This window comes from Pseudomonas brassicacearum, assembly GCF_003732225.1.
GTDB classification, from domain to species: Bacteria; Pseudomonadota; Gammaproteobacteria; order Pseudomonadales; family Pseudomonadaceae; genus Aquipseudomonas; species Aquipseudomonas brassicacearum_E.
Genome location: NZ_MOBJ01000005.1, coordinates 174267 through 192563 on the forward strand (window position 1 = coordinate 174267; position 18297 = coordinate 192563).

At 59.5% G+C, this 18297-nt stretch carries 14 protein-coding genes; 9 read left to right on the top strand and 5 right to left on the bottom strand.

The features are described from left to right. Nucleotides 1–26: 26 nt before the first annotated feature. The 3 genes from BK659_RS06365 to BK659_RS06375 form a co-directional block, all read right to left on the bottom strand. Entirely contained in the window at nucleotides 27–1652 is a 1626-nt protein-coding gene (locus BK659_RS06365; RefSeq protein ID WP_123424247.1) for an ABC transporter substrate-binding protein, read from the bottom strand. A 258-nt stretch (nucleotides 1653–1910) separates the two neighbouring features. Then, on the bottom strand, nucleotides 1911–3512 hold the full coding sequence (locus BK659_RS06370; RefSeq protein WP_123424248.1) for an ABC transporter substrate-binding protein: 1602 nt from the start codon (nucleotides 3510–3512) through the stop codon (nucleotides 1911–1913). Nucleotides 3513–3806: 294 nt separating this feature from the next. Continuing rightward, the gene (locus BK659_RS06375) at nucleotides 3807–4523 is read right to left on the bottom strand and encodes an SIMPL domain-containing protein (RefSeq protein WP_123424249.1); all 717 of its coding nucleotides are present in this window, start codon (nucleotides 4521–4523) and stop codon (nucleotides 3807–3809) included. A 377-nt stretch (nucleotides 4524–4900) separates the two neighbouring features. Between BK659_RS06375 and BK659_RS06380 the strand changes: the two genes are divergently transcribed. From BK659_RS06380 to BK659_RS06395, 4 genes are all read left to right on the top strand, one after another. Next, the gene (locus BK659_RS06380) at nucleotides 4901–6163 is read left to right on the top strand and encodes an ATP-binding protein (RefSeq protein WP_123424250.1); all 1263 of its coding nucleotides are present in this window, start codon (nucleotides 4901–4903) and stop codon (nucleotides 6161–6163) included. Next, nucleotides 6156–6716, top strand: a complete 561-nt coding sequence (locus BK659_RS06385) for a response regulator transcription factor (RefSeq protein ID WP_103315781.1) — start codon at nucleotides 6156–6158, stop codon at nucleotides 6714–6716. Before BK659_RS06380 ends, BK659_RS06385 begins: the two co-directional genes overlap by 8 nt. Before the next feature lie 96 nt (nucleotides 6717–6812). Then, entirely contained in the window at nucleotides 6813–8540 is a 1728-nt protein-coding gene (locus BK659_RS06390) for an ABC transporter ATP-binding protein/permease (protein WP_123424251.1), read from the top strand. 188 nt (nucleotides 8541–8728) lie between these two features. Beyond that, a complete protein-coding gene (locus tag BK659_RS06395; protein WP_123424252.1) occupies nucleotides 8729–9478 on the top strand; it encodes a FadR/GntR family transcriptional regulator in 750 nt (249 codons plus the stop codon). Nucleotides 9479–9644: 166 nt separating this feature from the next. Here BK659_RS06395 and BK659_RS06400 read toward each other — a convergent pair whose 3' ends face one another. Next, nucleotides 9645–9836: a hypothetical protein gene (locus BK659_RS06400; protein ID WP_123424253.1), complete on the bottom strand. Its 192-nt coding sequence runs from the start codon at nucleotides 9834–9836 to the stop codon at nucleotides 9645–9647. A gap of 14 nt (nucleotides 9837–9850) precedes the next feature. After that, nucleotides 9851–11470, bottom strand: a complete 1620-nt coding sequence (locus BK659_RS06405) for a phospholipase (protein ID WP_123424254.1) — start codon at nucleotides 11468–11470, stop codon at nucleotides 9851–9853. A gap of 236 nt (nucleotides 11471–11706) precedes the next feature. Here BK659_RS06405 and kdgD point away from each other — a divergent pair, with 236 nt between their 5' ends. The 5 genes from kdgD (at nucleotide 11707) to BK659_RS06430 (ending at nucleotide 18282) form a co-directional block, all read left to right on the top strand. After that, nucleotides 11707–12618, top strand: coding sequence for a 5-dehydro-4-deoxyglucarate dehydratase (gene kdgD, locus BK659_RS06410; protein ID WP_123424255.1), 912 nt, complete (start codon nucleotides 11707–11709; stop codon nucleotides 12616–12618). A gap of 60 nt (nucleotides 12619–12678) precedes the next feature. Next, nucleotides 12679–14124 carry an aldehyde dehydrogenase family protein gene (locus tag BK659_RS06415; RefSeq protein ID WP_123424256.1) on the top strand — a complete coding sequence of 482 codons (1446 nt, stop codon included), beginning with the start codon at nucleotides 12679–12681 and terminating at the stop codon, nucleotides 14122–14124. Nucleotides 14125–14218: 94 nt separating this feature from the next. Beyond that, on the top strand, nucleotides 14219–15577 hold the full coding sequence (locus tag BK659_RS06420) for an MFS transporter (RefSeq protein WP_123424257.1): 1359 nt from the start codon (nucleotides 14219–14221) through the stop codon (nucleotides 15575–15577). 11 nt (nucleotides 15578–15588) lie between these two features. Beyond that, nucleotides 15589–17142 (top strand): galactarate dehydratase, encoded by a 1554-nt coding sequence (gene garD / locus BK659_RS06425; protein WP_123424258.1) that lies wholly within the window; start codon nucleotides 15589–15591, stop codon nucleotides 17140–17142. Between the two features lie 198 nt (nucleotides 17143–17340). After that, entirely contained in the window at nucleotides 17341–18282 is a 942-nt protein-coding gene (locus tag BK659_RS06430; protein WP_123424259.1) for an AEC family transporter, read from the top strand. Nucleotides 18283–18297 lie beyond the last annotated feature (15 nt).

Genomic DNA, 18297 nt, shown 5'->3' on the forward strand with positions numbered 1-18297 from the left:
GTCAAGGACGTCGCCGTTGCAAAACCCTATTTGCTGACGCTGACGCCGTAGAAGGAGTTCAAGCCAAATGGGCTGATCTTGAAGTCCTGCACGTTGTCGCGCATGGGTTGGAACACCGTCGAGTGAGCGATAGGTGTCATTGGAACGGCGTCTTTGAGGACGTGTTGCGCCTGTTTGTACAGTTCGGTGCGCTTGGCCTGATCGGTAGTGCGCTTGGCTTCTTTCACGATGCCGTCAAACTTCTTGTCACACCACTTGGAGAAGTTGTTGCCCTGCAGCGAATCGCAGCCGAACAGCACGTTCAGCCAGTTGTCCGGGTCACCGTTGTCGCCGCTCCAGCCAATCAGCATCGCGCCGTTTTCGCCGCCTTTGGAGCGCTTGATGTACTCGCCCCACTCATAGGTCACGATCTTGGCCTTGATACCGATCTTGGCCCAGTCGGACTGCAGCATTTCAGCCATCAGTTTGGCGTTCGGGTTGTAAGGACGCTGCACCGGCATCGCCCACAGGTTGATCTCGGTGCCTTCCTTGATGCCGGCTTCCTTGAGCAGCTCGCGGGCTTTCTCAGGGTTGTACGGCGCATCCTTGATGGTGGTGTCGTAAGACCACTGGGTTGGCGGCATGGCGTTGACCGCCAGTTGACCCGCACCCTGGTAAACCGAGTCGATGATCTGCTGTTTGTTGACGGCCATGTCCAGTGCCTGACGCACTTTCAGTTGAGCCATCGGGTTCGGCTGATCGCTGCCCTTGATCTTGTCCATCACGTTGTAAGCGATGTAACCCAGGTTGAAACCAGCCTGGTCAGGCACCTTCAGAGTCTTGTCTTCTTTCAGCGCCTTCAGGTCGGCCGGGCGTGGGAACAGAGTGATCTGGCACTCGTTCTTTTTCAGCTTCTGAATACGCACCGACGGGTCGGTGGTGATGGCGAAGATCAGGTTGTCGATCTTGACGTCGTCAGGCTTCCAGTAGTCCTTGTTCCCGGTGTAGCGGATGTTGGAGTCTTTCTGGTAGCTCTTGAACACGAACGGACCAGTGCCGACCGGCTTCTGGTTGATATCGGCGGCTTTGCCTTCCTTGAGCAGCTGGGCAGCGTACTCGGCGGACTGGACCGAAGCGAAGCTCATGGCCATGTTCTGGATGAACGCGGCATCAACTTCTTTGAGCGTGAACTTGACGGTGTGATCGTCGACTTTATCGATCTTGGTGATGTTGGTGTCCATCCCCATGTCGGTGAAGTACGGGAATTCGGTCGGGTAGGCCTTACGGAACGGGTCATCCTTGTTAATCATGCGATTGAAGGTGAACAGCACGTCGTCGGCGTTGAAGTTACGCGTCGGCTTGAAATACGGTGTGGTGTGGAACTTGACGCCTTCACGCAGATGGAAGGTGTAGGTCAGGCCATCCGGGGAAATGTCCCAGCTGGTGGCCAGGCCAGGAACAACGGCGGTGCCGCCACGTTCGAACTGGCTCAAACGGTTGAACATGGTTTCTGCAGAGGCGTCGAAGTCGGTTCCGGTGGTGTACTGACCAGGGTCGAAACCGGCCGGGCTCCCTTCGGAGCAAAACACCAGGTTAGTCGCAGCGGAGGCGAAAGGTGCGCTAGCTAACAAGCTTGCGCCGACTAAAAACGGAATGACCGCGTGTTTAAGCATGGTGGCCTCATGATTTGTTGTCATTTTTGGAATTAGAGGACGACCTCGTGAGTCGACCTGCGGATACTTATGCAGGGCCCATACCCAATGCAAGATGCCGAATGGCTACAAGCCTTAAACAGTGGCACGAACGTACCTTAATGTCGCATATGTATAAATGTTGACGCATTTCACCGTTTGCAGTCGTTTTTCTCGGTGCAAACGACGCACCATAGAGGTGCGTCCGGGGCGCTTGGCGCACCCGGCCGGAGCGTGGTGTTACTTATTTATACCTACGCCATAAAAGGGTGTGAGGCCAAACGGGCTGATCTTGAAGTCCACGACTTCCTTGCGCAGTGGCTGGAACACCGTCGAGTTCGCAATCGGGGTGATGGGCACCTGTTGCTTAAGGATTTGCTGTGCCTGTTGGTACAGATTGACCCGTTGCTGTTTGTCAGTGGACACCTTGGCGTTCTGGATCAATTTGTCGTAAGCCGGGTCGCACCACTTGGCGTAGTTGCTACCTTTCACCGCGGCGCAGCTGTAGAGCACGCCAAGCCAGTTATCCGGGTCACCGTTGTCGCCGGTCCAGCCGTAGATCATCGCGTCGTGCTCGCCGTTCTTGGCGCGCTTGATGTACTCGCCCCATTCATAGCTGACGATGTTCGCCGTGATGCCGACCTTGGCCCAGTCCTGCTGGATCATCTGCGCCGACATCCGCGCATTCGGGTTGGAGGCGCGTTGCACGGTCATCGCCCACAAATTGATGGTGGTACCGGGTGCAACCCCTGCTTCTTTTAGTAGCGCACGGGCTTTGGTCGGGTCGTAGGGGGCGTCCTTGATGTTCGGGTCATACGACCATTGCGCCGGCGGCAGGGCGTTCTGCGCCAGTTGCCCGGCGCTTTGATAGACGGCCTTGATGATCGCAGGCTTATCAATCGCCATGTCCAGCGCCTGGCGAACCTTGAGCTGATCCAGCGGCGGGTGGGTCACGTTGTAGGCGAGGAAACCGAGGTTGAAGCCGGCTTGTTTGAGCACTCGCAGATTCGGGTCCTGCTCCATCACTTCGATGTCGGCCGGGCGCGGGTAACCGCTGACCTGACATTCGCCGGTCTTGAGTTTTTGCAGGCGCACGGCGGCGTCCGGGGTGATCGAGAAAATCAGGTTGTCGAGTTTCACGTCCTCGGGTTTCCAGTAGGCGCGGTTGGCGCTGTAACGAATCTGCGAGTCTTTCTGATAACGCTTGAACACAAACGGCCCGGTGCCGACCGGCTTCTGGTTGAGGTCAGCGGCCTTGCCCTCTTTGAGCAACTGCGCGGCGTACTCGGCGGACTGGATCGACGCGAAGCTCATCGCCAGGTTCTGCACAAACGCGGCATCAATGTTGTTCAGGCGAAAGCGCACCGTGTGCTCGTCGACCTTGTCGACACTTTTGATCGTGGTGTTCAGGCCCATGTCGGTGAAGTATGGCGACTCGGCGGGGTAGGCCTTGCGAAAGGCATTCTCGGGGTCGAGCAAGCGCTGGAAGGTGAACAGCACATCGTCCGCGTCGAAATCGCGGCTCGGCGTGAAGTAGTCGGTGGTATGAAACTTCACCCCTTCGCGCAGGTGGAAGGTGTAGCTCAGGCCATCGCTGGAAACCTCCCAACTCGTCGCCAGCCCTGGCTCGACTTCGGTGCCACCACGTTTGAACTGGGTGAGACGGTTGAACACCGTTTCCGCCGACGCATCGAAATCCGTGCCGCTGGTGTACTGGCTGGGGTCGAAGCCGGCAGGGCTGGCTTCGGAGCAGTAGACCAGGGTGGTTGTAGCCTGGGCGAATGGGGCGATGGTGGCGAGGGTGAAGGCAAGCAGAAGCGGTTTGACGGTGATTCTATCCATGGAGTCCCCGAGGGTTTGGCGGCGGCTTTTTCTGGAGAGTAGCGTTGTTGATGGGGGACGCGGAAATATCCGTTTGTTAGGGGGACCCCTCTGTTGTGGCATACACAGCGAGGCACTGGTCTTGTAGTCGACTGTGGCGCTATCGGTATCTACGCACCTCTGATGAGCGCCAAATCTCCCAAGGAGCTGCCGCAGGCTGCGATCTCTTGATCTTCGGCATCCTTGCAAACGCCAAAAGATCAAAAGATCAAAAGATCGCAGCCTGCGGCAGCTCCTACAGGTGATCTGAGCGGATTACGGCATCAACACTTCAATCGAGCCATCGGCGGTCATGCTGACCTGGCTGGTGCCGGCTTCGACTTCCGGGGTCACCGGTGCCGAGTCCATGCCCGCGGCTTTCATCATCATTGGCGCGCGCAAGTAAGGCTGTGGATATCCGTTGCTGTTGAGGTTCAGGTTGACGATTTTGTAACCCTTGCCGCCCAGTGCATCGGTGGCCAGTTGGGCGCGGGCCTTGAAGGCAGTGACGGCTTCTTTGAGCAACGCATCTTCGCTGGCCTTGCGGGTCGGGGTGGCGATGGCGAAGTCCATGCCGCCCATTTTCAGGTCGGTCAGCAGTTCGCCGGTGAGCTTGGACAGCGCAGCGAAGTTCGAGCTTTCCAGGCGCAGTTCGGCGCGTTCACGCCAGCCAGTGATTTTCTGGCCCTTGGTGTCGTAGATCGGGTAGCTGTGACGGCTGCCCTGACGCAGGGTGATGTCCTTGACCTGTTTGGCCTGGCCGAGCGCTTTGTTCATGGTGGTGCTGACGTCGGCGGCGAGTTTCGCCGGGTCGGTGTTTTGTTCTTCGGTGTAGAGGGTCACGATCATCAGGTCGCGGGCCACTTCCTGGCTGACTTCGGCGCGCAGGGAAATCTGGTTGTAGTGAAGTTCGTCGGCGGCCAATGCCGGCACGCTGGCGAGGGTACCGGCACTGAGGGCGAGAAGGGCGGCGCTGCGGCGCAATGTGTTCATGAAGTCTCCTTGGGTGGTGCGCAGGGGTAAGGGTCCAAGCCTGCGTGAAACCATCAGACTGTAGCTTTTATTGTCGGGTTCACCCGGTTACAACTTCTATACAGATCGAGCTCGCACCACTATCTGTAGCAGCTGGCGAAGCCTGCGTTCGAGCGCGAAGCGGTCGCAATCCAGAGAACGCATTCAACCTGACAAAACGCGGTAGCTGATTTTACGACCGCTTCGCGGCCGAACGCAGGCTTCGCCAGCTGCTACAGGGGTTGCGGTGTGATGTGAACTGTCTTTGCCGTGTGGCGCTTTGCCGCACTTTTGCCTGTCGGGCCCCTCGCTTGGTTATACTCGACGCGATCCGCCTGGAGCGCTCATCAGGAGAGCTCATGCTCGCCCCCGTACAACTGCTTTCCGCGACTCGCCAGAACCTCTGGCGACTGACATTCATCCGCACCCTGGTGCTGGCCGCTCAGGCCGGTTCGGTGGGGCTCGCCTACTGGTTCAACCTGCTGCCGCTACCGTGGTTTCAATTGGCGGCGACCCTCGGTTGTTCGATGCTGCTGTGTGCCTTTACCGCGATCCGCTTACGCACCTCGTGGCCGGTGACCGAGCTCGAATACGCCGTGCAACTGGCCTGTGACCTGTTTATCCACAGTGCGCTGCTGTATTTCTCCGGCGGTTCGACCAACCCGTTCGTTTCCTATTATCTGGTGCCGCTGACCATCGCCGCCGTCACGCTGCCGTGGCGCTATTCGGTGGTTCTCTCCGGCATCGCGCTGGCGATGTACACCTTGTTGCTGGCGCAGTTTTACCCGCTGGAAACGTTCCCGATGTACCGGGAAAAGATGCAGATCTACGGCATGTGGCTGAGTTTTGCCCTGGCTGCGGCGGTGATCACCTTTTTCGCCGCGCGGATGGCCGAAGAGCTGCGTCGTCAAGAGGAGCTGCGAGCGATTCGCCGTGAAGAAGGCCTGCGCGACCAGCAACTGCTGGCCGTTGCGACTCAGGCTGCCGGTGCCGCCCACGAATTGGGCACGCCGCTGGCGACCATGAGCGTGCTGCTCAAGGAAATGCAGCAAGACCATCACGACCCGCTGCTGCAAGATGACTTGAGGGTGCTGCAGGATCAGGTGAAGCTGTGCAAAGAGACTTTGCAGCAGCTGGTTCGCGCTGCCGAAGCCAATCGTCGGCTCGCGGTGGAGATGCAGGGCGTCAGCGTCTGGCTCGATGAAGCCCTCAACCGCTGGCACCTGATGCGTCCCGAAGCGACCTATCGCTTGCGGCGCCTGGGGCTTGGCGATGAACCGCGTCTGGCGCCGCCGCCGGACCTGACCCAGGCCTTGCTGAATTTACTGAACAACGCCGCCGATGCCTGCCCCGAAGGGCTGGAAGTGACGCTGAACTGGGATGCCTTCGAGTTGACCATCAGCATTCGCGACCATGGCGCCGGTGTGCCGCTGGCGATTGCCGAACAGATCGGCAAGCCGTTTTTTACCACCAAGGGCAAAGGTTTCGGCCTGGGCCTGTTTTTGAGCAAGGCCAGCGTGACACGCGCTGGCGGCTCAGTGAAACTCTACAGTCATGAGGAAGGCGGTACGCTCACCGAGCTGCGCCTGCCCCGTGTCGCCCGAGGAGACGAACATGAGTGACGAGATTCAAGTCGAAGGCGAAGACCTGCCGCATTTGTTGCTGGTAGACGACGACGCAACATTCACCCGCGTCATGGCTCGCGCCATGAGCCGCCGTGGCTTTCGGGTCAGCACCGCAGGCTCTGCCGAAGAAGGCCTGACCATCGCTCAGGCCGATCTGCCAGACTTTGCCGCGCTGGACCTGAAAATGGACGGCGATTCGGGCCTGGTGCTGCTGCCCAAGCTGCTCGAACTCGACCCGGAAATGCGCGTGGTGATCCTCACCGGTTACTCGAGCATCGCCACCGCCGTCGAGGCGATCAAGCGCGGCGCCTGCAATTACCTGTGCAAACCGGCCGACGCCGACGACGTGTTGGCGGCGTTGCTGTCCGAGCACGCCGACCTCGACACCCTGGTGCCGGAAAACCCGATGTCGGTGGACCGCCTGCAATGGGAACACATCCAGCGCGTGCTGACCGAACACGAAGGCAACATCTCCGCCACTGCCCGCGCCCTGGGCATGCACCGGCGCACTCTGCAGCGCAAACTGCAGAAACGCCCCGTTCGCCGCTGAACCGGCGCTGAACGGTTATCAGCAGACCTCGCGATAACCCGAGCCGATCATCTATGATCGGTTCGTGCCTGTTCTTTTCTTTATCGAGTCTGAACCATGAATCAGAACGCTGAATATTCCGCGGTCAACGACGCTGTGCGCGGGCAGTTTTTTCGCCGTGTCTGGCAGATGATCACGCCGTACTGGCACAGTGAGGAGAAGGGCAAGGCCTGGACGCTGCTGATCGCGGTGATTGCGCTATCGCTGATCAGCGTGGGGATCTCGGTGTGGTTCAACACCTGGTACAAGGATTTCTACAACGCCCTGCAAAAGAAGGACGAAGCGGCCTTCTGGCAACTGATCCTGTATTTCTGCGCGATTGCGGCGGTGGCGATTGTCGGCGCGGTGTACCGGCTCTACCTGACTCAGATGCTGACGATTCGCTGGCGGGCCTGGCTCACCGAGAAGCACTTCGCCCGCTGGCTCGGCGACAAGAATTACTACCAGCTGGAGCAGGGCGGTTACACCGATAACCCGGACCAGCGGATTTCCGAAGACCTCAACAACTTCACCTCCAACACCCTGGGGCTGGGGCTGGGCCTGATCCGCAATGTCGTCAGCCTGGTGTCGTTCTCGATCATCCTGTGGGGCGTGTCGGGCAGCATTGAAGTGTTCGGTTTGACCATTCCCGGCTACATGTTCTGGTGCGTGGTGGTCTATGCGGCAGTCGGTAGCTGGCTGACGCATTTGATCGGTCGCCGTTTGATCGGTCTGAACAACCAGCAACAACGCTTCGAAGCCGACCTGCGTTTCTCCATGGTGCGGGTTCGTGAAAACGCCGAGAGTATCGCCTTGTACAACGGCGAACAGAACGAACAGCAGCGCTTGAGCACACGGTTCGGCAAGGTCTGGCATAACTTCTGGGACATCATGAAAGTGTCCAAGCGCCTGACCTTCTTTACTTCCGGCTACAGCCAGATCGCGATTATCTTCCCGTTCATGGTCGCGGCGCCGCGCTACTTCGCCGGCAAGATCGAACTCGGTGAACTGATGCAAATCAGTTCGGCCTTCGGCAACGTCCAGGAGAGCTTCAGCTGGTTTATCAGCGCGTACTCGGAGCTCGCCTCGTGGCGCGCCACCTGCGACCGTTTGCTGAGTTTCCGTCAGGCCATGAGTGAAAACGAAGAGCGCCAGCCGGCCATTGATGTGCAGCATCAGGGCGATGAGCTGAAGGTGCAGCATGTGGGCCTCGACCTGGCCGACGGTCGTCATTTGTTGACCAGCGCCGACATGACCGTGGAACAAGGCGACCGGCTGATGCTCAGTGGTCGTTCCGGCAGTGGCAAAAGTACCTTGCTGCGGGCGATGGGCGGGCTCTGGCCTATGGGTCACGGTAATATTCGCCTGCCGGCCGCGCGCTATCTGTTCCTGCCGCAAAAGCCGTATCTGCCGATTGGCAGCCTGCGTGAAGCCCTGAGTTATCCACTGTCTGGCGACACCTACCCGCACGAGCGCTATGTGCAGGTGCTGGAAGCCTGCCGTTTGCCGCACCTGGTGTCACGTCTCGACGAAGCCAATCACTGGCAACGCCTGCTGTCGCCGGGCGAGCAGCAACGTCTGGCCTTCGCCCGTGCGCTGCTTTATGCGCCGCAATGGCTGTACATGGACGAAGCGACCTCGGCGATGGATGAAGAAGATGAAGCGTCGCTGTATCAGGCGTTGATCGATCACTTGCCAGGCCTGAGCATCGTCAGCGTCGGCCATCGCAGCAGCCTGAAACGCTTCCATCCACGGCATGTGCGCATCGACAACGGTCACCTGCTGGAGCAGACCGTCACCGCCTAAACACCATAAACCCCTGTGGGAGCGAGCTTGCTCGCGATGACGGTCTGACATCCAGCATCAAGGTGTCTGACACTCCGCTATCGCGAGCAAGCTCGCTCCCACAGGAGATGATGTTCTCAGGCAGTGATCGTACAACCGCGCTGCGCTATGATGCGTGCTCAACCGTTTGCTTGAGATAGACGTTCACCATGGAAAACCCGATCGACGCCCCTCGCTTACCCCGCAAGCGCCGCAGCCTCGCGCAGGAACTGGTGACGGTGCTTTCCGAGCAGATTCGCGACGGCATGCTCAAGCGTGGCGACAAGTTGCCCACCGAGTCGGCGATCATGGAAGCTCATGGCGTCAGCCGCACCGTGGTGCGCGAAGCGATATCGCGTTTGCAGGCGGCAGGGCAGGTCGAAACCCGTCACGGCATCGGCACGTTTGTGCTCGACACACCGAGTCCAAGCGGCTTCCGCATCGATCCGGCCACCGTGGTGACCCTGCGTGATGTGCTGGCGATTCTGGAATTGCGCATCAGCCTCGAAGTCGAGTCCGCGGGCCTTGCCGCACAACGTCGCAGCCCCGAGCAGTTGGCCTTGATGCGCGCAGCGCTGGATGCCTTGAACGAAAGCGCAGCCCACGCAGGCGATGCGGTAGCGTCGGACTTCCAGTTCCATTTGCAGATTGCCCTGGCTACCGGCAACCGCTACTTCACCGACATCATGACCCACCTGGGCACCAGCATCATTCCGCGCACCCGGCTCAATTCCGCGCGTCTGGCCCATGACGACCAGCAGCACTACATGAATCGTCTGGCCCGCGAGCACGAAGAAATCTACGACGCCATCGCCCGCCAGGATTCGGATGCGGCCCGTGCGGCCATGCGTTTGCACCTGACCAACAGCCGCGAACGGCTGCGCCATGCCCATGAAGAGGCAGAGGCACAGCGGGGGTAGGTTTGGGAGGTCCAGGCGGAAGGAATTTGTCGCCCGACAGACTGCTATCGCGAGCAAGCTCGCTCCCACATGAAATTTTCTGTGAACACATTATTTGTGAACACCGGAGATCAAATGTGGGAGCGAGCTTGCTCGCGATGGGGTCGGCAGCCCGTTCGCTATAACTTCAGCCAGTCTTGAGGATCGAACGATCCACCCTCACCGCCAGTGTCCCGGCTCCAGGTTTGGCGTTAAACGCCACGTTCCCCTTGTCATCCACAGTCGCCCGAGCAACCGGTACGCCGTTGGCCAGCAATTCCAGTGGCGCACCGCTAAGGGATTGGCCCGAGGCCAGTTCGAGTGTCAGGTTGATGGTCATCAGTGATTTCCTTATCAGGCGTTACGGTCAATGAAGGTGGTGGCTTGGGCGTCGATCGAGCCGATCAGCTCCGGCGAGCCGCCACGGAACTGGCGGAAGATGTTTCGTGAGGCGCCGTTACCTGGCACGTTCAGCGTCGGCTGGAAGCGTTCGCTCAGCTCAAGGTAAACCGACCAGGGGCCGATGTAGGACTCGTTCAAACCGTTGATGTAGCTGAAGGCGTAACGCACAGCGTTGCCTGGCAACCAGTTGGGTTCGCCGGGCGTGCGGCTTTGCCAGCCGTCGGTCTGGATCGTCGGTGCTGCGGCGGGGGGTTCCAGATAGCCGGCCGGCTTGTTCGGTGTGTAGTCCTTGAGCAGCAAGTAGGTACTCCAGCCCCACCAGTTGTCGATCTGGTTGCTGTCGTTGAGGTTGTTGACGTCGCTGCGGCGCAACACCTTGTTGCCGTCCAGAACAAATAACCCGGAGAAGTTACCCGCCGGTTTTTTCACGGCGTTGAGGTCTGGCAGGTATTTCAGCGCAATGTAGTTGGAAGGGGCAGGCATCACGCCGCTGAGGAAGGTTTCGAAGACTTCGTCGGCCGAGCGTTGTACCGCAAGTTTGACCTGTTTGCGGTTGGCGCTGTCGACCGAATCGAAATAGCGTTTGTCGCCGTAGGCATGCCACTGATCACCGTTGGCGTTGTTCACGTTGAGGCCATATTTGCTGTCCTCATCGTGCATGAAACGGGTAATCAGCGAACCCAGGTCACTCGGCGTCACCACCGCCGCCAGTTGTTTGCGCGGGATTCGTAGATGTCCGGCAGAGAACAGGTCGGTCAGGTAGTGGTCGGCAAAAGCGTTCATCGCATAGGCCAGTTCCAACTGTTTTTCATCGCCACTGTTGCGTGCCAGAACGGCCTGTTGCAGGGCGGCGGTGTGCCCGGCGATGTACGCCAGCAAGGCCCATTCGCCAAAGTGGTCGGCATTGTTTGCCGCCAGCTTCAGATAGCGCCCCAACGGAAACAGCGCCGAGACGAAACTGCCACCGCCGGTGATCTTGTTCCACTCTTCGGACAACGTATCACCGAGGGCGTCGTAGACCTCATGAGGTTGTTTGCCGTCTCTGATTGCCTGATTGGCTGCGCTGATTTCCTTCTGCATCACGCCGAGAATCAACCCGGCTTCTGCTCGCGACGCCGGCAGCACGGCCAGCGAGTTGAATGCAGCAGTAAAACGCTGAATGCGATCAACCGGAGTCGCGCCATCGCAAATTGGCTGGTCGGGAATGCCGTAGAAATCACCGCCTAACGAAACGATCTGGCCGTAGGTCAGCGCCAGGCCGTTGGGTAGGTGCAATGGCACTTGCCAGGCCGCAATTGCCGGTGCGTCCTTGACGAAGCGCAGCAGGGTGACATCGCCGATGGCGGTATGTTCGCCGCCTTCGAAACGAGGTGCAGGCTCGGTTTTCAGCGATTTTCCAGGCGCTCCAAGTACGTGATGTTTGAGGCTGTGATGACTGTGAGTCATCAGCGTCAGGTGATCGCCGTCACCGGAAACGGCAATCCCGTGTTCGGTAAAAAGGTCATCCAGATCGGCAATGATCCGGCCGTCGTGCTTGAGGTTTTCCTGCGATTGGGTGTGTAGACCTGACATTTCTAGCTCCTTGATATGTCGTAGGTTGAATCTCGAATAACTGTATGTATATACAGTTATTGCCGAGTGTAGCTGTAAGCTTTCCTACGTCAAGGAAGTGATTTTTCTTATTTTGATTTTCCATCTGGCGATGAAATGCAGTTGACGGTTGTATTTTAAGTTGTACGATGACTTACAACTTCGGCCAAGGCTGAACGAGCTTTCTCATCACAACGTGCGTCCAGGGTGTTCGAATAATGAATCCACAAGAACTGAAGTCCATCCTCTCTTCCGGCTTGCTGTCCTTCCCGGTCACCGACTTCAATGCTCAGGGCGATTTCCATCGCGCGGGCTATATCAAACGTCTCGAATGGCTGGCCCCGTACGGCGCCTCGGCCTTGTTCGCCGCGGGCGGCACCGGTGAGTTCTTCTCCCTGGCGGCCAGTGAATATTCGGAAATCATCAAGACCGCGGTCGACACCTGCGCCAGCAGCGTGCCGATCCTTGCCGGTGTCGGCGGCTCTACACGCCAGGCCATCGAATACGCTCAGGAAGCCGAGCGTCTGGGCGCCAAAGGCCTGTTGCTGTTGCCGCATTACCTGACCGAAGCCAGTCAGGACGGCGTTGCCGCCCACGTTGAAGCGGTGTGCAAATCGGTGAAAATCGGCGTGGTGGTTTACAACCGCAACGTCTGCCGCCTGACCGCGCCGTTGCTGGAACGCCTGGCCGAGCGCTGCCCGAACCTGATCGGCTACAAGGATGGCCTGGGCGATATCGAGTTGATGGTGTCGATCCGTCGCCGCCTCGGTGATCGCTTCAGCTACCTCGGCGGCCTGCCGACTGCCGAAGTCTACGCCGCTGCTTATAAGGCGCTGGGCGTACCGGTCTACTCCTCGGCGGTGTTCAACTTCCTGCCGAAAATGGCGATGGATTTCTACCACGCCATCGCTCGCGACGATCACGCTACCGTTGGCAAACTGATCGATGACTTCTTCCTGCCGTACCTGGACATCCGTAACCGCAAGTCGGGTTACGCGGTGAGCATCGTCAAGGCGGGCGCGAAAATCGCCGGCTACGATGCCGGTCCCGTACGTACCCCGCTGACTGACCTGACGCCAGAAGAGTTCGAAATGCTCGCGGCGCTGATCGACAAGCAAGGCGCGCAATAACCCGCTGAATCAACCAGGGCCGCTGAGCAGTCAGCGGCCTCCTGCGTAAGGAGAGGCTTTGTGGCAGACGTAAAACGATTCGACAACTTCATCGGCGGCCAATGGGTCGCGGGTGCCGAGTACTCGACCAATATCAACCCGTCCGAGTTGTCCGATGTCATTGGCGAATACGCCAAGGCTGACCTGGCTCAGGTGAACGCCGCCATCGACGCTGCTCGTGCCGCGTTCCCGGCCTGGTCGACGTCGGGCATTCAGGCGCGCAGCGATGCTCTGGATAAAGTCGGCAGCGAAATCCTCGCGCGTCGCGAAGAACTCGGCACCTTGCTGGCACGGGAGGAGGGCAAGACTCTGCCCGAAGCCATCGGCGAAGTGTCCCGCGCCGGCAACATCTTCAAGTTTTTCGCTGGCGAATGCCTGCGTCTGTCCGGCGATTACCTGCCGTCGGTGCGTCCGGGCGTCAACGTTGAAGTCACCCGCGAAGCCCTTGGCGTGGTGGGTCTGATTACTCCGTGGAACTTCCCGATTGCGATTCCCGCATGGAAGATCGCCCCGGCGCTGGCCTATGGCAACTGCGTGGTGCTCAAACCGGCGGAACTGGTGCCCGGTTGCGCTTGGGCATTGGCCGAGATCATCTCCCGCGCCGGTTTCCCGGCCGGGGTGTTCAACCTGGTGATGGGCAGCGGTCGAGTGATCGGCGATGCCATGGTCAACAGTCCGAAAGTCGACGGCATCAGCTTCACCGGCTCGGTCGGCGTGGGTCGGCAGATTGCGGTCAACTGCGTGTCGCGTCAGGCCAAGGTGCAGTTGGAAATGGGCGGCAAGAACCCGCAGATCATTCTCGACGATGCCGATCTCAAACAAGCCGTCGAGCTGTCGGTGCAGAGCGCGTTTTATTCCACCGGTCAGCGTTGCACGGCCTCGAGCCGCTTGATTGTCACCGCCGGGATTCACGACAAATTCGTCGAGGCCATGGCTGAGCGGATGAAGTCGATCAAGGTCGGGCATGCCTTGAGGAGCGGCACTGACATCGGCCCGGTGGTCTCGCAAGCGCAACTGGAACAGGACTTGAAGTACATCGACATCGGCCAGTCCGAAGGTGCACGACTGGTCAGCGGTGGCGGCCTGGTGACCTGTGACACCGAAGGCTATTACCTCGCGCCAACGCTGTTTGCAGACAGTGAGGCGGCGATGCGTATCAGCCGCGAAGAGATCTTCGGCCCGGTGGCGAATATTGTGCGGGTGGCCGATTACGACGCGGCGCTGGCGATGGCCAATGACACCGAATTCGGTTTGTCGGCGGGTATTGCCACCACCTCGCTGAAGTACGCCAACCATTTCAAGCGCCACTCTCAGGCCGGGATGGTAATGGTCAATCTGCCGACTGCCGGTGTGGATTATCACGTGCCCTTTGGCGGGCGAAAAGGTTCATCCTATGGATCGCGGGAGCAAGGTCGCTACGCGCAGGAGTTCTACACCGTGGTGAAGACTTCCTATGTAGGTTCGTAACACGCAACACCGCGGCATCCGGATTTACCGGATGCCGCCAACCGATATAAATGATTCACCCGCGCATAAAAATAATCAGTGGGAGTACATCTACATGCAAGCGACCAAGCCGACCCACGTCCGCTATTTAATCCTGCTCATGCTGTTTCTGGTGACCACGATCAACTACGCCGACCGTGCCACCATCGCCATTGCGGGCTCCAGCCTGCAAAAAGACCTGGGCATCGACGCCGTCACCCTCGGCTACATTTTCTCCGCATTCGGTTGGGCCTACGTCGCCGGTCAGATCCCTGGTGGCTGGCTGCTCGACCGCTTTGGTTCGAAAAAAGTCTATGCCCTGAGCATCTTCACCTGGTCGCTGTTCACCGTGCTGCAAGGCTATGTCGGTGAGTTCGGCGTCTCCACCGCCATCGTCGCGCTGTTCATGCTGCGCTTTCTGGTGGGGCTGGCCGAAGCGCCGTCCTTTCCTGGTAACGCACGCATTGTCGCGGCCTGGTTTCCGACGGCTGAGCGCGGCACCGCCTCGGCGATTTTCAACTCGGCGCAGTACTTCGCCACCGTGATTTTTGCCCCCCTGATGGGCTGGATTGTCTACACCTTCGGCTGGCAGCACGTGTTTGTGGTGATGGGCGGGATCGGCATGGTGTTCTCGCTGGTCTGGCTGAAAATTATCCACAGCCCGCGCCAGCACCCGATGATCAATGACGCCGAGTTCAAGCATATCGCCGACAACGGCGGCCTGGTCGATATGGATCAGGACCAGGGCAAACGCACCGATGGGCCGAAGTGGGATTACGTGCGCCAACTGCTGAGCAACCGCATGATGCTCGGCGTGTACCTGGGCCAGTACTGCATCAACGGCATCACCTATTTCTTCCTGACCTGGTTCCCGGTGTACCTGGTGCAGGAACGCGGCATGACCATTCTCAAGGCCGGTTTCATCGCCTCGTTGCCGGCGATCTGCGGCTTCATCGGTGGTGTGCTGGGCGGGATCATTTCCGACTACCTGCTGCGCAAGGGCCACTCGCTGACCTTCGCCCGCAAGGCGCCGATCATCGGCGGGCTGTTGCTGTCGACCAGCATCGTGGCCTGCAACTACGTGGACATCGAATGGATCGTCGTGGGCTTCATGGCCCTCGCATTCTTCGGCAAAGGCGTGGGCGCGCTGGGTTGGGCGGTGGTTTCCGACACCTCGCCAAAACAGATCGCCGGCTTGAGTGGCGGGCTGTTCAACATGTTCGGCAACATCGCCTCGATTACCACACCGATCGTGATTGGCTACATCATCAGTTCCACCGGTTCGTTCAAATGGGCGTTGGTTTTTGTCGGCTGCAACGCGCTGGTCGCTGTGTTCAGCTACCTGGTGATCGTCGGGCCGATCAAACGCGTGGTGCTCAAAGAGCCACCGAGCAAAAGCCCTGAACTGAACAAAATGTCTCAAGCGCATTCCTGAGGAGCGGCGTCATGCAGTTGATTGAACATTCCGACTCACCGCGCTACATCCGGCTGCACGAGCGCGATAACGTGGTGATCGTGGTCAATGACCAGGGCGTACCGGCCGGCACCGAGTTCCCGGACGGCTTGGTGACCGTTGAGTTCGTGCCGCAAAGCCACAAGGTGACGCTGGAAGATATCCCCGAAGGCGGCCAGGTGATTCGTTACGGCCAGACCATCGGTTACGCCTTGCAGCCGATCCCCCGTGGCAGCTGGGTCAAGGAAGATCAACTGCGTATGCCCACCGCGCCACCGCTGGACAGCCTGCCGCTGTCCACCGAAGTACCGGCCGCACAAGCACCTTTGGCAGGCTTTACGTTCGAGGGTTATCGCAACGCCGATGGCACTGTCGGCACGCGCAATATTCTCGGGATCACCACCACGGTGCAATGCGTGACGGGCGTGCTCGATCATGCGGTCAAGCGCATCAAGGACGAGTTGTTGCCCAAGTATCCGCATGTCGATGACGTAATCGCGCTGACCCACAGCTACGGCTGCGGTGTGGCGATCACTGCCACCGACGCCTACATCCCGATCCGCACCGTGCGCAATCTGGCGCGCAACCCGAACCTGGGCGGCGAAGCATTGGTGATCAGTCTGGGCTGCGAGAAATTGCAGGCCGGGCAGGTGATGCACGAGAACGACAGCTCGGTGGACCTCAGCGAGCCGTGGTTGTATCGCTTGCAGGATGCCAGTCACGGTTTCAGCGAGATGATCGAGCAGATCATGGCGTTGGCTGAAATCCGTTTGAAGAAACTCGATCAGCGCCGCCGCGAAACCGTGCCGGCGTCCGAGTTGATCCTCGGCATGCAGTGCGGTGGCAGTGATGCGTTTTCCGGAATCACCGCCAACCCGGCACTGGGTTATGCCTCGGATTTGTTGCTAAGGGCTGGGGCGACGGTGATGTTTTCCGAAGTGACGGAGGTGCGCGACGCGATCTATCTGCTGACCTCGCGGGCGGAAACCAAAGAAGTCGCCCAGGAACTGGTGCGCGAAATGGACTGGTACGACCGTTACCTGGCCAAGGGCGAAGCAGACCGCAGTGCCAACACCACGCCGGGTAACAAGAAGGGCGGGTTGTCGAACATTGTCGAGAAATCCCTGGGTTCGATCGTCAAATCCGGCAACAGCGCGATCAACGGCGTGCTTGGCCCCGGCGAACGGTTCAAGCGCAAAGGGCTGATTTTCTGCGCAACGCCGGCCAGTGATTTTGTCTGCGGCACCTTGCAACTGGCGGCCGGGATGAACCTGCACGTATTCACCACCGGGCGTGGTACACCTTACGGTCTGGCGATGGCGCCAGTGGTCAAGGTCTCGACCCGAACCGAGCTGGCGCAACGCTGGCCGGATCTGATCGACATCGATGCGGGGCGGATTGCCACGGGACGCGCATCCATCGAGGAATTGGGCTGGGAGTTGTTCCACTTCTATCTGGACGTGGCCAGCGGCAGGAAGCAGACGTGGGCGGAGCAGCACAAGCTGCATAACGACATTACCTTGTTCAACCCGGCGCCCATCACCTGAGACCGCGTCGCCTGCATCGTCGGATCGCCGCCCGGAGCAAGCTCGCTCCCACAGTAGGTTGGTGTTGGTCACACTGTTTGTGATCGACAAATAACCAATGTGGGAGCGAGCTTGCTCGCGATGGCGGTCTAACAGACGCCAGCGTCTTCAGTGGCTTATCATTAGCCCCCTAACGACGCCCCTCAAGGTTCACCCGGCATGCTGGCAATCTTTTTCGAAACGCTGAACATCACTGCGCCGGTCTTTGCCATGCTGTTTTTGGGCGTGCTGCTCAAGCGCATCCACTGGATCAACGACGACTTCATTCACACCGCCTCGTCGCTGGTGTTCAACGTCACGATGCCGGCGCTGCTGTTTCTCGGCATCTTGCACGCCGACCTGCACGCGGCCTTGAAACCCGCGCTGCTGATCTACTTCGCACTGGCGACCCTGGCGTCGTTCGCTATTGCCTGGGGCTGGGCGATCTGGCGTTGTCCGCGAGAGGATCGAGGGATCTACACCCAGGGCGCGTTTCGCGGCAATAACGGGGTGATCGGCCTGGCGCTGGCGGCGAGCATGTACGGCGCTTACGGGATTTCCCTCGGGGCGATTCTCGCGGCGCTGGTGATCCTGTTTTACAACACGCTGTCGACCATCGTGCTGGCGGTGTACAGCCCGGTCATCAAGTCCGATCCATGGAGCATCTGCAAAAGCGTGGTCAGCAATCCGTTGATCATCAGTGTGCTCAGCGCAGCCCCCTTCGCCTATTTTCAGATCGGCTTGCCTGGCTGGCTGGAGACTTCCGGCAACTATCTGGCGCAGATGACCTTGCCGCTGGCGTTGATCTGCATTGGCGGCACGCTGTCGCTGGCGGCGTTGCGCAAGAGCGGTGATCTGGCGTTGAGTTCAAGCCTGGTGAAGATGATCGGCTTGCCGATTCTGGCCACGCTGGGCGCCTGGCTCTGGGGTTTTCGCGGGGCGGAGTTGGGGATTTTGTTCCTGTACTTCGGCAGCCCGACCGCGGCGGCCAGTTTTGTCATGGCCCGTGCGGCCAATGGCAATCATGAACTGGCGGCGGCGATTATCGTCATTACCACGTTGATGGCGGCGGTGACCACCAACCTCGGGATCTTTGTGTTGCAGTGGGGCGGGTGGATCTAGGCTTGGGATTTGCGG

Bases quoted from the DNA above. Each gene is read 5' to 3' on its own strand.
- BK659_RS06370 (WP_123424248.1), bottom strand. From the start codon at position 3,512: ATGGATAGAATCACCGTCAAACCGCTTCTGCTTGCCTTCACCCTCGCC.
- BK659_RS06385 (WP_103315781.1), top strand. From the start codon at position 6,156: ATGAGTGACGAGATTCAAGTCGAAGGCGAAGACCTGCCGCATTTGTTG.
- BK659_RS06430 (WP_123424259.1), top strand. From the start codon at position 17,341: ATGCTGGCAATCTTTTTCGAAACGCTGAACATCACTGCGCCGGTCTTT.
- BK659_RS06405 (WP_123424254.1), bottom strand. From the start codon at position 11,470: ATGTCAGGTCTACACACCCAATCGCAGGAAAACCTCAAGCACGACGGC.
- BK659_RS06400 (WP_123424253.1), bottom strand. From the start codon at position 9,836: ATGACCATCAACCTGACACTCGAACTGGCCTCGGGCCAATCCCTTAGC.
- BK659_RS06365 (WP_123424247.1), bottom strand. From the start codon at position 1,652: ATGCTTAAACACGCGGTCATTCCGTTTTTAGTCGGCGCAAGCTTGTTA.
- BK659_RS06380 (WP_123424250.1), top strand. From the start codon at position 4,901: ATGCTCGCCCCCGTACAACTGCTTTCCGCGACTCGCCAGAACCTCTGG.
- BK659_RS06395 (WP_123424252.1), top strand. From the start codon at position 8,729: ATGGAAAACCCGATCGACGCCCCTCGCTTACCCCGCAAGCGCCGCAGC.
- BK659_RS06375 (WP_123424249.1), bottom strand. From the start codon at position 4,523: ATGAACACATTGCGCCGCAGCGCCGCCCTTCTCGCCCTCAGTGCCGGT.
- BK659_RS06420 (WP_123424257.1), top strand. From the start codon at position 14,219: ATGCAAGCGACCAAGCCGACCCACGTCCGCTATTTAATCCTGCTCATG.
- kdgD (WP_123424255.1), top strand. From the start codon at position 11,707: ATGAATCCACAAGAACTGAAGTCCATCCTCTCTTCCGGCTTGCTGTCC.
- BK659_RS06390 (WP_123424251.1), top strand. From the start codon at position 6,813: ATGAATCAGAACGCTGAATATTCCGCGGTCAACGACGCTGTGCGCGGG.
- garD (WP_123424258.1), top strand. From the start codon at position 15,589: ATGCAGTTGATTGAACATTCCGACTCACCGCGCTACATCCGGCTGCAC.